Annotated in this window: 5 protein-coding genes; all 5 read left to right on the top strand. The window is 75.0% G+C overall.

The genetic code is table 11. The features are described 5' to 3' along the window. Positions 1 to 208: 208 nt before the first annotated feature. On the top strand, positions 209 to 5,176 hold the full coding sequence (locus tag CCZ27_RS07910; RefSeq protein ID WP_096447111.1) for a hypothetical protein: 4,968 nt from the start codon (positions 209 to 211) through the stop codon (positions 5,174 to 5,176). Between the two features lie 5 nt (positions 5,177 to 5,181). Then, positions 5,182 to 6,804: a hypothetical protein gene (locus CCZ27_RS23410; protein WP_157748490.1), complete on the top strand. Its 1,623-nt coding sequence runs from the start codon at positions 5,182 to 5,184 to the stop codon at positions 6,802 to 6,804. Then, complete coding sequence (locus CCZ27_RS07920; RefSeq protein WP_157748491.1) at positions 6,801 to 8,846, top strand: ATP-binding protein; 2,046 nt, start codon at positions 6,801 to 6,803, stop codon at positions 8,844 to 8,846. The genes CCZ27_RS23410 and CCZ27_RS07920 overlap by 4 nt, the downstream gene beginning before the upstream one ends. A gap of 61 nt (positions 8,847 to 8,907) precedes the next feature. Continuing rightward, positions 8,908 to 13,410, top strand: coding sequence for an eCIS core domain-containing protein (locus CCZ27_RS07925; RefSeq protein ID WP_096447117.1), 4,503 nt, complete (start codon positions 8,908 to 8,910; stop codon positions 13,408 to 13,410). Then, entirely contained in the window at positions 13,391 to 14,551 is a 1,161-nt protein-coding gene (locus tag CCZ27_RS07930; protein ID WP_096447119.1) for a hypothetical protein, read from the top strand. Before CCZ27_RS07925 ends, CCZ27_RS07930 begins: the two co-directional genes overlap by 20 nt. The last annotated feature ends 9 nt before the right edge of the window (positions 14,552 to 14,560 follow it).

Below are 14,560 nucleotides of genomic sequence, written 5' to 3' on the forward strand. Positions count from 1 at the left end.
CCGCCCGGGGGACGGCTTCATGGATGACGCAGGTGCCGCGTGGGCGCTCCCGCCCGTCCGGAAGGCGCGCTCGCTGCGGGGCCGGCTTTGCACGGCTCGCCCTCCGGGGGCGGGGAGCGGGGATTTCGCGGAGCACTGCGTAGCGCCGCACAACGGGCCGGCCAGGAAAAGCCGGTTCTCCGTCGCGTAGCGGCAGGAGGGTAGTCCAGTGAGCATCACACCGATCAAGGGTTCCCTGCCGGGCGAACAGGTGATCCACCTCGCCCCGGAGAACACTGCCGACGTGTCGCGCTGGTGGCTGCGGCGGCCCAATCTCTTTCCCGGGCGCACGCTCACCGGGCCGACGCTGCAGGGCAGGCAGGGCTGGGCCGCGGCGCACGTGGCGCTGCGCGGCCGATCCTTCACCGCGGGCGTGGTGCGCGGGCTCGAAGCCGCCCTGCTGGCCGATGGCGGCGGGCTGGCGGGCGCCCGCGTCGCGCTGATGCAGGGGAGCGGGCTGGCGGTGGGCGGCGAGGACGTGCGCCTGCCGCAGGCGGTCGAGTTCGCACTTGCCGATCTCTCGGTGGTGGGCGATCCGTCGGCCTTCGCGGGCATGGGCGGTACCGGCGGGGAAGAAGGCGGCGAGGGCGCCGAACTGCGCGCCAAGGTCATCGGGCCGCGCCTGGGCGATCTCGTCGCGGAACGCCCCGACGCGATCGCCCGCGTGGGCGTGCTGCTGCTGCAGCCGGTGTCGGCCGACCGCATCGGTGCGTTCGACCCTACCGACCCCTGCTCGCTGGACGGCTGCGGTTCGGGCAACGTCACCTCCTTCGAGGACTGGCGCATCGGCGACGCGGCACGCCTGCTGTGGTACGCGTGGCCGGCCGAACTGGATGCGTTCGATCTCGACGTGGTGCTGGCGGCGGCCCCGGCGCGGTGGCGCAACCTGCTCGCCTGGCAGGTGTTCGATGCCGAACGCGGGCTCGCCGCCGCCGACGCGCTGCCGTGGGAAGCCTTCGGCGTGCCCGTCGGCCTGGTGTGCTGCGATGCGGCGTGGAATCCACTCTTCCTCGACCGCGCCAGCGTGGTGCGCACCGGCGGCCGCGCACGCTACTCGCGCATGGGCGGCGGCGCCGGCGGGCTCGCCACCCACTGGCGGCTGCCCGGCCTGTGGCAGGCGCAGTTCGAACAACTGGCCGAGCAGGTGGCCGCGGCGGGCGACTCCGCACCGCCGGCCGCCACGCTGGCCGAGGGTTTCGCGCGGCTGCCGCCCTTCGGCCTGCTGCCGGCCAACGTGGTGGACCTGGGCGCGTTGCGCAGCGATTTCTTCGCGGCGGCCTTCGAACTCGACGCGGTGCCCATTCCGCTCGAACAGCTCGATGCGGCCGTGGCGGAGGCCGCCGCGCTGGCGCCGCTGGATGCCGCGCTCGGCGGCCGCGTGCGCGTGCTGGTGCCCGTGCCGCAGGCCGTGTTCGAGCCGCGCCTGCTGCTGCGGGAAGTGATCGACCCCGAGTTCGCACGCACGCTGGCGGAGTTCCTGGCGGTGCGCGCGCGCTGGCTCGGCGCGCGGCAGGGGCTGCGCACGCGCGCGTCCATACTGGCGCGCGCCATCTCGGGCAAGGCGCTGGCGGTGCCGGCGATCGCCGACGATACCGAGGCGCTGGAGCCGGAATCGCTCGCCCCGTGGGGGCCGCCGCCGGCCGGAGGCGGCCATCGCTCCCCGTCCAGGGCGGGCATCCACCAGCACTTCTTCGAGGGCGCCACCGGGACGATGGCCGTGGCGGCCGGCGAAACCCTGTTCGCCTGGGTGTATCTCGACCCGGACGACCCGCCGCGCACGCTGATGCTGCAATGGCATGCCGGCACCTGGGAGCACCGCGCCTACTGGGGCGAAGACCTCCTGCCCTGGGGCGACGACGGAACGCCTGCGCGGGCGCGGGCGGGCGACCTGCCGCCGGCGGGCCAGTGGGTGCAACTGACGCTGCCGGCGAGCCTCGTCGGCCTGGACGGGGAGACGGCCAACGGCATGAGCTTCGCCCTGTACGACGGCCAGGCCGCGTTCGGCATGACCGGCGCGGGCGCGGCCGACGGCACCCAGCGCAAGTGGTTCTGCGGCGTGCTGCCCACCGGCGCGCAGCAGAACGGCGACGAGCGCTGGGAATTCCTCACGCACAACGACCTGTGGTCGCCGTTCGAGGCGAATACGGTGATCCTGCCGGCCGACGGCTCCAACGCGCCGGGCGGCGGTGGGCACATCGAGCCGGCCGCCGCCGGCCTGCATCAGCACGCCTTCGAAAACGCCGGCGTCACGCTGACCGCGGCGGCGAACGAGCGCCTCTACGCCTGGGTGTATCTCGACCCCAACGATCCGCCCACGCAACTGATGCTGCAGTGGCGCACCGGTACGAGCTGGGAGCACAGGGCCTACTGGGGGCTGTCGCGCATCGACTGGGGGCAGGAAGGCACGGCGTCGCGGCGCCGGCTGGGCGCCTTGCCGAGACCGGGGCGCTGGGTGAGGCTGGAGATCGCGCCGGATGCGGTCGGCCTCGCGGGGGCGGAGATCAACGGCATGGCCTTTACCTTCTTCGACGGCACCGCGGCCTTCGGTCCTTCCGGCGCGCTGGTGCCGGCAGGCGCCGCGCCGGAGACGTCGCGCGAGTGGTTCTCCGGCAGCCTGCCGCCGCGCGCGACGGTGTACGGAATCTGGCAGTTCCTGTCGGAGCACGACCTGCGCGCGCCGACCTCCGGCGGCAACGAAGGCCAAGTCGATGCGCTCGCCCGGCTCTACGACGACGCGGCGCTGGCCCCGCTGTCGGCGCAGGAGCGCTACCAGTTGTTCCAGCTCGGGCTGGAGGGCTTCATCGCCTACCTGAAGGCGCGCACCGACCGCGCCGACGACCTCGTCGATTTCAACTTCGTCAAGGTGCAGACCGACATCTACCGCGTGCGCCAGTTGATCCTGGGCACCACCGCCGCCACGCGGCTGGCGGTCTCGCCGGCGCTGGCCGGCATCGCGCAGTCCGAGACCGCGGTGGCCTCGACCGAGCGCATCGCCGGCTTCTTCGACGAATTGAAGAAGGAGGCCGCGGCGATCCAGCCGCGGGCCATGGCGGCGAGCGCCGCCGAGCCGGCCGCGCGCGCCGTCAAGCTCGGCGCGGACATGGCGGCGGTGAGCGGGCTCGGGCTTGCCGGCGCGACGAACTTGCGTACCACGACCATCGCGGAGCCGGCGCTGATCCAGACCAAGGCCGGCATCACCGCCAAGAGCACGCTCGGCACCGGCACGACCCGGGACTTCTTCGCCGAGGCGACGCTGGTGCAGTTCCCCGTCACCGTCGGCACCTTCACCCCATCGGACATCACCAATGCCGCGCCGCTGATCGGCAAGGCCGACGTGCGCACGACGAGCATCGCCGAACGCCTGGCGGCGCCCAAGGCGACCGAAGCCAAGGACTACACCACCTCCACCCGCTTCGAGGCGGTGCGCGGCCTGCTCGCGTTCGCCGACGAACTGCAGGCCGCCGACGGCGGCGAGCCGGCCGGGCTGTTCGAAGGCGTCAGCTTCCACGGTGTGCGCGGCGACCCCGCGCTGTTCTTCGACAAGGAAGAGGAAGTCAACAACGCCGACCGGCCACTGCCCAGCGTCGACACCGAAGACCCGAACCAGCAGGCGCAACTGAACACCATGCGCCGCAGCCTGCCGTTCAGCGACCTGATGGCGCAACGCTGGCGCCTGCCGCTGATGCTGCGTTCGCCGCTGCGGGTGAAGGTGGACGAGTCGGCGCAGTTCTCGGACGGCGCGGACCTGGCCGACAACACGGTGGCGCTGATGCGCCAGCTCGAAGGCCGCATCAAGCTCTACCGCAACGCGATCGCCGCCAGCCAGAAGCTGCTCGACGCACTGCGCGCCGGCGCGGCGGCCCTGGAACTGCGCCTGCGCGCGGTGGGCGAGGAACTGGCGGAAGCGCGCCACGACGTATCGGTGACGCGCGCCCTGATCGCAGAGGAAGAGGCCCGGCTGGCTTCGATCAACGCGCGCCGCGCGCAAGTGCTGCAGCAGCACGTGCATTTCCTCGCCTACCAGCGGCCGCGCGAGGCCGAACTGATCGCCGCCGCGCCGATGCGCGGACTCGATCCCGGCCTGCTCGAAGCGCCGTTGCCGGCCTGCTTCATGGAGCACCTGGACGCGCCCGACGAACTGCGCGACCTGCTCGCGGTGGTGCGCGAAGCCCCGGCGCGCTGGTTCGCTGGCGCGCCGGTACTGCTCGACCGGCTCGACCGCGTCGACCTGCTGGTGAAGGCGGTGCAGTCGGCGCAGTTGCGCAGCCAGCTCATGTCGCTGAAGGTGGCCGCCGCGGCCCCCGTCGCCGTCGCCGCGGCCACCGCGCTGCGCGGCGTGGCCGCCGGCATCGCCGCGCTGCAGGGCAGGCAGTTGCAGACCGTGCAGAGCCTGCGCGCGGTGGCGACGAGGGTCGATCCGTCGCTGATCGCCGGCCTGGGCTGGCAGGGCGCGCGTGCGCAGGCCGAGGAAATCGTCTCGCTCGGCGACCTGATCGACGGCGAGCACGGGCGCGGCGACGTGGCGCAGAAGGCGGCGGCGCTGTTCGGCGACGTCTCGCGCATCGCCGCCTGCCTGCACGAAGGCTTCTCGTCGGTGCTGCCGTCGATCCGGCTGGACTGGGCCGAGCGCATGTCGCAGTTCGACGAGGCGCCGCGGCTGCGCAACCTTGCGAGCCTGCCGCGCTGGGGCGAGATCGACTACGCCGACCGCCGCCGCATGCAGGCGGCCGCCGACTGGCTGTTCGGCCAGATGCGCGCCGGCGTCGCCGAGGCCGAAAGCCTGATGAACGACGTCGTGCGAATGTGCCTGCTGCTGGCCAGCCATGCGCCGATCAACCGCATCGTCTCCGGCCGCCTGCCGGCGCCGGTCGTCGCGATTCCGGGCGTGCGCATACCGATCCGCGTCACCGAGGTGCTCAAGCTGCGCGTCGGCATGCAGGCGCTGGTGTATCAGGCCGACCGCGTGGTGGCGCGGGCGACGGTGGACGACGTCGGCTCCGCCCAGGTGGCGGCGACGGTGATCCAGGCCGACGGCAACCGCGTCGAACTCGCGGCCGAGACGCGTGTGCAGTTCGTCGATGCGGCGAGCCCGGCCGCGATGAGCGCGGCGCGCATCAAGAGTGTGGCCGTGAGGTAGCGCCCATGCCGGCCGAGCGCACCATCCGCCGGCTGCGCGTGCGCGCGCCGGACGAAGCGCTGGCGCGCAGGGCGCGGCTGCTGGTGGAAGATGCACTGCGCACCGCGAGCCTGCCGGGGCAGGGCGGTGCGGTGGTGCTGGTGCGCAGGCTGCGGCTGCCGCCGTTCAGCGGCACCGCCACACCGCAAAGCGTGGCGCTCGCACTGGAAGCGCGTTGCCGTGCGCTGGCCGTGCTGCCGGTGACGGCCGCCACGTCCGAGGACGACGTCGCCGCCGCCGCCGCGGTGCGTTTTCGCGACCCGCTGCACGCGCGGCTGGAACTCGGCGCCCGCGTGCTGGGCGGCGCCGCGCCACACGCCTGGTGCTGGCCGCTCGCGGTACCCGGCTACCATGCCGGGCTCGGCGCGGGCGAAGCCTTGCGGGCGATCGCCATGTCCATCGCCGGTCTTCCGGAGGCTGCGGCCGCCCTGCCTCTGTGGCTGGACGGGATCGCGGCGCGGGGGGCGGTTCCGCGCCTTTTCGCCGCGCTGTCGGAAGGCGATGCCGTATGCCTGCTGGCGGTGCTGCCGCCGGCCGCGCTTTCGCGCACGCAGCGGCCGGCCGCCGCGCTGCCCGGCGCGGCCCGGCCCGCCGCCGATGTGCCGGCGGGCGTGCCGGCGGCGCCTGCACCGGAGGCCGCACCGCGATGGCGGGAGCCCCTGCGCTGGGCCGGCCGGCACTTCGGGCCGTCGGATGCGCGGCGGCAGTTGCTGCAGGCGTGCGCGCTTTGGATTCCGGGGACGGTCGCGGGCGGCATGCCCGAGGCGATCCCGCAGGCCATGCGGAACGGCGCGGATGCGCGGCATGCCGCGGAGCCGGCGGAGGTCCGGCGCAAGCGCGATCCGGCGGCGGAGGCGAGCGCCACCCGGCAGGATGCGGAACCCCGTCCGCCAGGCGTGCCGCTCTCGCGGGCAGCGGATCGGCCGAGGCGCGGCGTTGCCGGGGCGCGGCCCGGCGAGACCGCCGGCGGCGCCGCGGATGGCGCCGCCGGCTCGCAGCGCGGCGTGCCGGAGCCGGATGCCATGCGCCGCATGACCGTGACGCAGGAAGGTACTGCGGCGGCGCGACCGACGTCGGCCGCCGGCCTGCTGTTCCTGCTGCGGGTGATGGAGTCGCTCTGCCTGCCGGAGTGGCTGGCCGCGGACGCAGCCTGGGCGAGTGTGCAACTGCCGGCGCGGATTTTCGGGCGGGTTCTGCGGCGGCTCCGTGTCGACGACGGTGATCCGGCCTGGCTGCTGGCGGCGTTCGATCCCGCCGTGGCGCTTCCCGCCGTGCCGTTTCGGATTTCCGGCGAGGGCCAATGGGCGATGCTCGCGGCGGCCGGCATGCGTGCGGCGCAGGCGCGCACGGTCGAGGATGCGTGGCTGAACGCCTGCCGGCGCCGGCTGCGGATGGGCGCGCGCATCGGTCTTGCCGACCTGGTCCGCCGGCCCGGTCTCCTGGCCATCACCGCCACGCATGCCGACGTCTGGATGGCGATCGGGCAGACCGACCTGCGCATCCGCCGCGCGGGGCTGGACCTCGATCCGGGCTGGGTGCCGTGGCTGGGGCGGGTGGTGCATTTCCACTATGGCGATGCCGCGCCATGAACCATCCCGAACGCCTGCCTGCGCAGTCCGCTGGGCCGGCACGGCCGGCCGCCTCCGCCGACGACGCCAAAGGGCGGCATGCGGACCGGCCCGGCCTTCCGCCGCTGTTCGAGATCGTGCTCGCGCTGCTCGCCCCGGCCGCGAACGACGAGGCGCGGGAGCCGGGCGGCGAGGCCGGCTGGCTGGCGGCAGTGGGCGAGACGGTGGACCGCTTCGCCACGGGCGTGGCCGCGGCGGCTCATGGGCGCGCCGATGCCGTGCGCGTCGCGCTGGCGGCGTGGCAGAGGCAGCCGCCCGCCTGCGACATCCGGCTGCATGCGCTTGCCGGCCGCGACCGCCTGAGCCTGCCCGAGACGGCCGCCATCGCCCTGGCCTGCGCCGGCGAGATGATGCCGATGGCAGCGCGCGCGCTGATCTGGCTGCAGCATCCGGTGGGCGAGGCGCGGCCCACCGTCGGGCTGCTGGCGACGCTGTGTGAGCGCGTCGGCGAGCCCGATGCGCTCGCGCGGCTGGCCGAGGGGCCGGCATGCGCCCACGGCGTGCTGCAACTGCTGCCGGAAGACCGTCCGCTGTGCGAACGCAGCGTGCGTGTGCCTCCGTCGCTGGTGCTGGCGCTGGGCGGGCACGAGGGCCGGACGGACGGCGTGGATGCGGCGCAGGACGGACTGCCGGCGCTGTCGGCGTCGGTCGTCGATGCGGCGCGCCACCATGCCGAAGGCTTGCAGCGGGGCGGGGCGCGCGTGCTGGCGGTGCGCAGCGGCCTCGCGGCGGAGGCGCGCGCCGCCGCCGCGCAGGTGGCCGCGGCGCTGGGCGGCCGCGCGGCGTTCGTCGAAGGCGACGTCCCGCGCGGACTGGGCACGTGGCTGTGGCTGCGCGGCCGCGTTCCGGTGCTGTGCCCGCGCCTCGGGCCGGGCGAGCGCTATCGCCTGCCGGGCATTCCTGGCCACGACGGCGCGGTGCTCGTCGCCACCGGCCTGGACGGCAGCATCGAAGCGCCGGGCGCGGTGGCGCAGTGGCGCGTGCCCGTGCCCGCAGCGGCGGAGCGTGCGCTGCTGTGGCGCGCGGCGCTCGGCGACGGCGTGGCGGTCGATGCCCTCGCGGGCACGCATCGCCATTCCGCCGGCCGCATCGCCGAACTGGGCCAGGCGGCGCGTTCGGCCGCCGCGCGCGCCGGGGAGACGCTGCGGGCGGACCACGTGGGGCAGGCCGCACGCGCCGGCGTGGGGGCGGACCTCGGCGCGCTGGCCGAACTGCTGGCGGACGACATCCCCGACGATGCGCTGGTGCTGACGGCGCAACTGCGCGACGCACTCGAAGCGCTGCTCGCCCGCTGCCGGGTGCGCGACGCGCTCGCCGAAGGGCTCGGCATCGCCGCCCGCGCACGCTACCGGCCCGGCGTACGCGGGCTGCTGGTGGGCCCGTCGGGCACCGGCAAGACGCTGGCGGCGGGCTGGATCGCCACCCGGCTCGGCCTGCCGCTGTACAGGGTGGATCTGGCCTCCGTCACCAGCAAGTACATCGGCGAGACCGAAAAGAACCTCGCCGAACTGTTCGCCAGGGCCGAGCATGCGGAAGTCGTGCTGCTGTTCGACGAGGCCGACTCGCTGTTCGGCAAGCGCACCGACGTCAAGGACGCCAACGACCGCTTCGCCAACCAGCAGACGAACTACCTGCTGCAGCGCATCGAGTCCTACGAGGGCATCACGCTGCTGACCAGCAACAGCCGCGCCCGCTTCGATTCCGCCTTCACCCGGCGGCTCGACGCCATCATCGAGTTCCCCGCGCCCGGCCCGGAAGAGCGCCGCGCGCTGTGGCTGGCGCATCTGGGCGGCGCCCACCGGCTCGACGCGGTGGTGCTCAACCGCTTCGCCGCCAGTTGCGATCTGGCCGGCGGGCACATCCGCAACGCGGTGCTGGCGGCCGCGGCGATCGCGCGCCAGCGCGGCGAACCGATGGCCGAAGCCGACCTGGTCGCGGCGCTGGCGGCTGAATACCGCAAGCTCGGCAAGCCCTTGCCGGCCGGCCTGGAGCGGCCGGGATGAGCGCCCCCGCCCGGTCGTGCAAGACCGGCTTTCCGCCACGCGACGACGGGAGGGTGGTTCGGTGAACGCCGCCCGCGAGGCCGCGCGCAAGCCGCAGTCGGCGGAAGGCGCCCGGCGCCCGGAAACTGAGGGCCCCGGCATGGAAGAGCCGGGGCGCGAAGCCGGGGTGCCGCGCTTTCTCGGCGGCGGGGCGGTGCAGGCCAGGCTCGAGGTGGGCGCGGTGGACGACCCGCTGGAGCGCGAGGCCGATGCGTTTGCGCAGGCGGTACAGCACGGTGGCCGTGCGCTGCCGCGCTTTCTGTCCGGCGAACGTGCGGCCGCGCCGCGCGAGCCGCGCACCGGTGGTACCGAGGCGCTGGTCGACGTGGCCGGTGAGGCGGTCCGGATGCCGATGCCGCACGGCGGCACGCCGGATGACGGTGGCAGGGCGCAGCCCGTGCGCGGTTCGCGCGGTGTCGATGCCCTGGCCGACCCGCTCGCTGCGGCATCCGCCGCTGTGGTCGTCCGGGCGCCGATGCCGCGCGGCGGTGCGCCGGACGGCGGCGGCAAGGCGCCGGTACGTCCCGGCAAGGACGGGCGCCCGGATACCGCCGCACCGCTCGCCCCGCCGCTACGCAGCCGCCTCGAAGGGGTGCTGGATCTGGACCTGGGCGGGGTGCGGGTGCATACCGGCCCGCATGCCGAGCATGCCGCCGCCGCACTGCAGGCGAAGGCATTCTCCCACGGCAGCGACATCTGGCTCGGCGCGCGGTCCGGCGCGGACGATCTCGGCCTGATGGCGCACGAGGTGGCACACGTCGTGCAGCAGGGGCGTGCGCCGGCGGCACTGCGCCGCCGCGCGGACACGGCGCCGCCGGGCGCCGAGGCCGGCCCGGCAGCGGCGGCGCGCCAGAGCTTCGGCTTTTCGGAAGAGGAGATGGATGCACGGCTCGCCGCCACGCCCGCCGAAGGAGCGGACACCAGCGCGCCGACGGTCGAACTCGACAGATCCACCGAGGGCAAGCTGAACGAGGTCGAGCGCGAGGGCGGCGACGGCGGCGACGAAGGCGGGGCTGCGGGCGGCGAGGGCGGTACCGCGGGAGACGGCGGCGAAGGCGGAGCGCAGGCGGAAGGAGGCGCGGCGCGGGGCAGGGCGGATGGCCGGCACGCGGGCGCCGGCGGCGGCGAACCGCCCGCGCCGCCGCCGCCCGCGCCCGGCCCGGCCGCCGAGTTCGAGAGCCTGGTCGCCGCCGACGTCGCCGCCTGGCTGGACGGCAACCTGTCCGCCGAGCGGCTGGCGGCGCTGGACCCGCAGACTCAGGCCCTGCTCGAGGCGGTCGACCTGCTCGGCGAGCGCCAGATCACCGACCCCGAGGCGAGCGCACTGCAGGCCCTCGGCGGCGAAGCCCTGCAGCCGGGGGCGCCGGCCACCGGCTACGAAGGCGAGCCGCTGTGGCTGCGCACGCTTGCCCGCGTGCGCGACATCACCGGCCAGTTGGGCGGCATCGTCGGCATCATCGGCCTGGTGGCGACCGTCAGCGGCTTCATCCTGAGCCTGCTGATCCCGCCGGTGGGTGCCTTCCTGCTCACCGTCGGGCGCTTCTGCGACGTCGCCGCGCTGATCCTCGATGCGATCAGCCTGGTGCTGGGCATCATCCTGACCGGCTACAACCTGTACCGGCTGAAGAACGAAACCGACCCCGAGGAGCGCCGCCGCCTGCTCGGCATGGTGCGCCAGGACGCGATGGGCACGGTGATGAGCGCGGTCGCGGTCGCCACCGCGGTGGCGCCGGGTGCCGGACGGGCGCTGGGCCGCGCCGGGCGGCGCGTGTCGGGCGGCCTGCGCGCCGCGTCGCGCGCATCCGGCGCGCTCGGCCGCGGCGCGCGGGCGGTGCGCGCGGTGGGGCTTTCCGGACGGCTGGCGGCGCGCGCCGGCAGGCGCGGCCTGCATGCGGCGGGGCGTGCCGCCGGCGGCGGTTTCCGCCGCCTGTCGCGTTCGTCCTCGCTCGCCGGCCGCGCGGCGCGCGGGATGCGCATCGCCGCCGTCGGCGGCCGGCGCGCATTCGGCAGCGCCCGCCGTGCGGCGCGCGGCGGCGCCATGCGCGCGCTCGGCTGGGCGCGCGGCACGGCGCCGGTGCGCTGGGCGAACCGCCTCGGCGGCGGGGCGGAGGAATGGGCGCGCCGGCGCCTGCGCGGCGTGGCCACCGCCGACAGCGCCGTCGGCCGTTTCTACAACCGCCGCCTGCGCGGCATCCACGAGCGCAACGTGATGGTGGCGCGCGCCATCGGCGACCCGGTCGAGCGCGCCTATCAACTGCGCCTGGGCCGCGAACTGATCGACGAACTCGACGCCCTGCGCCAGGCCAACCCGGGCTGGAGCGCGCGCCAGCTCGACGACGCGCTGCGCACCCGCTTCGGCCGCGAACGCATGGGGCACGCCGGGGTCGGCACCAGCCGCGGCGGCAACATCCAGTTCGTGCGCGACGATGCCGAGTTCCTGCGCACGGTGCGCGAGACCGAGTTCGCCGAGATCCAGCTCGTCCGCGACCGCCTGCCGCCGGGGGCGACGCCGCGCGAACTGGCCGACGCGGTCAATGCCAGCCCCTTCATCAAGGGCCGGTGGACCGAGGAGGAACTGCGCGCCTTCACCCAGTTGCACCCGGCGCGCGGGCCGGGCGGCGGACTGGCGCTGCGCGACGCCGCCGGCGAGGCGCTGGCGGTGTCGAAGACCGGCCACCACACGCTGCCGGCGAGCATGGCGCCGCAGATCAGCCGCGACCCGCGCTTCATCCAGATCGTCAACGACAGCCGCAGCTACCGGGGTTTCATCGACGATGCCTATCCGGGCCTGGCCCACGTCCCCGAAGTGCGCGGCTACCGCGTGCCGGGCGCGCGCCCGGGGCGGACGCGGCAGGCGCTCAACCGCCGCGAAGTCATCGAGGACATGCTGGACCGCGGGCAGGTCCCCGGCTACACCCGCGCCGACATCGACTACTTCATGGGCCGGGGCCTTGCCGACGACCTCGTCGCCGACGGCAGCAGCGGCGTGTGGCGCAACCGCCGCGCGGCGGGCCGGCGCATGTTCTTCAACCCTCACCTGGGCATCGGCCACGGCTGGGACTGGCAGAACGAGCTTGCGCGGCAGATCTTCGACATGAATTCGCGCCTGGGCATCGGCCTGCGGCGCGAGCTTGGCAGCCAGTTGCTGGTGCCGGCGATCAAGCGTTCGGGCCGCCTGGCCGCGGGCACGCCGGACGCGCAGGCCGGCGGCGAAGGTGCGCCGGAGCCGCGCGCGACCGCGCTCATCGACGCCGCCATCGGTGCGCGCACGCTGACGCGGCGCGGCCCGTCGCCGGCGCCGCAGCTTGCCGCCCTGCTGCCGCCGCTGGCGGCGGACGAGGGCGCGATGGCGTCGCTGCCGCTGCCCGGCGGAGAGATCGGGCCGCCGGCCGGGGCCGCCGCGCCCGACTCCGGGATCGCTCTGCCGCCATCCGGCGGTTCCGGCGCGGAAGAAGGGGCGGCGGACGGCGAAGCGCTGGAGCCGCCGCCCGCGCCGGTGCCGTACAGTCCGCAGGCGCTGGTGTCGATCCGCGGGCAGCGCAACGCGGTTGCGGAGGCGATGGAGGTCGTCACCGACTTCATCGCCGACGCCGGCAGTGCCGAGCGCCACAATCGCGGCGCCCGCGATGCCGCCGCCGACCTGAAGGCGCGCAATGCCGAGCAGGGCGCCGTCGCCGGGGCGGAGCGCGCCACCGTCGCCGGCGAGCAGGACAAGCTCGGCCAGGCCGGCGGCGCGCAGCAGGACATGGCGGCCGAGAATGCGCGCGCCTCGGGCGAGGCCGGGCGCGGCCAGGGCGAGGCACAGTCGGTACAGGCCGAAGGCGGCAACGTCAGCGTCGAGCCCAAGCCCGAGGAGCCGCGCAAGCGCAGTTGGCTGGAGCGCGCCTGGGACGCGACCGCCGGCGCGCTGTGGGACAATCTGATCGCTCCCGCGGTGCGCGCGGTACGGCGCAAGGTCAATCAGGTGATGCAGTCGATCAACGAATTCATCATGGACATGATCAACCAGGCGCTCGGCCTGGACGAGATCGAGGCCGAACTGAACGGCGGCGGCGAGGACATCGCGCAGCGCGGCGCGAGCCTGCAGGAGACCGACGCCGGCCTGCAGCAAACGCAGGACGTCGCCGCCGCCGAAGCGGAGCGCAACCAGCAGTCGATGGACCAGGCCGACGTCAACGTCGCCGACGCGCAGACCGACCGGGCGGACGCGCAGGCGCTACTGGCCGCGCTGCAGGCCCACGACCAGATGCTGGTCGCCGAGGAAGTGCAGGGGCAGGCGTGGATCGTCGACTTCGGCGCGCGCTACCAGCCCTTCTTCGCTGCCGAAGCGGCCGCGGGCGAGGCGGGCCCGATGGCGGCCGGGGAAAGCGCCGCAGCGGAAGCCGGGGAAGAGGAAGTCGCCGGCGGGGAAGAGGCCGCAGAGGAAGGCGCCGGCGAGGACGCCCTTGCCTTGGCCGGCATGGTGGAACCGGCCGGGGAAGCGCCGCCGCCGGAGGAGGCCGCCGATGAAGCCACACTCGCCTGAGGCGATCGAGGCGCAGGCGCGCGCCTTCCTGTCCGACCTGCTGATGGCGGTGCCGCTGGCGCGCGCGCAGGGCGACGATGCCGCCATGCTCGCCGCGCTGGAGCGCGCGGCGTTGTTCACCCCGGTGTTCCCCGACTGGCCGACGCCGGTCGACGACTGGCTGCAGCAGGCCCAGGCGCTCGCCCGCGCGCGGCGCGAACCGGAAACCCTGCGGCGCCTGATCCTGCGGCGGGCGGTGGTCCTGATGCGACGGCGCGAATTCGACGAAGCGCTGGCGGCGCTGGCGCAGGCCGGGGAGGTCCGGGGCGCACCAGCCGAATCCGGGCGCGGCTGGCTGCTGGCGACGCGCGCGCGCATCCTGGTGCGCCGGCAGCAGTTCGACGCCGCCCGGGCCACGCTCGAAACCCTGGCCGGACCGCGCGACGCCGGGTGGACCGGCTGGCTGCCCGTCGTCGCCCGCGCCGAACTCCAGCTCGAATGCGGCGAATTCACCGCCGCCGCGGCGACGCTGCACACCGCGCTGCTCGGCCTGCCGGCCGAGGTGGTGGAAGAACGCATCCAGATGCTGCAGTCGCTCGGCTTCGTCCTGATCGCCCAGGTGGAGCCGCAGGCGGCGCGCGCCCGGCTCGACGAAGCGCGGCACCTGCTGCGTGCCGCCGGCGCCTGGCCCGAGGTGATCCAGATGGAACTCGCCGTCGGCAGCCTGCATGCCGCCTGCGGCGATGCCGCGGCGGCGCAGTGCCGCTTCGACGCCGCCGCCGGACTGTGCGAGCGCTACCCGCAGCCCCAGCTCGAAACCCTGCTCGGCCTTGCCAGCGCACGCGCGCTGGCGGCGCAGGGCCAGGCCGGGGCGGCCGTCGCCGCGGCGCTGGAGGTGGCGAAGGGCTACGCGCGCCAGGGCAGCGTGATCGGCTACGTCAGCATGATCGTGTTCGTCGCCGCGCTGCACGTCGATGCCGGCCGCCACGACGAAGCCTACCGCGCCCTCGCCACCGGCCTCGCGGTCGCGCGGCACAGGGGGTGGGCGGTGGTCGAGCAGGTGCTGCGCGGCCGCATCACCCATCTGCGCGACGCCGTGCTCGGCCCGGAACGCTTCGACGCCATGGCGCGCGCGCTGGTCGAGCGGATGAAGGGCGGCTGACGGGTAGAG

The sequence above is a fragment of the Thauera sp. K11 genome, assembly GCF_002354895.1.
GTDB lineage: Bacteria > Pseudomonadota > Gammaproteobacteria > Burkholderiales > Rhodocyclaceae > Thauera > Thauera sinica.

Excerpts from the sequence above, each read along its gene's own strand:
- CCZ27_RS23410 (WP_157748490.1), top strand. The coding sequence starts at position 5,182 with ATGCCGGCCGAGCGCACCATCCGCCGGCTGCGCGTGCGCGCGCCGGAC.
- CCZ27_RS07920 (WP_157748491.1), top strand. The coding sequence starts at position 6,801 with ATGAACCATCCCGAACGCCTGCCTGCGCAGTCCGCTGGGCCGGCACGG.
- CCZ27_RS07930 (WP_096447119.1), top strand. The coding sequence starts at position 13,391 with ATGAAGCCACACTCGCCTGAGGCGATCGAGGCGCAGGCGCGCGCCTTC.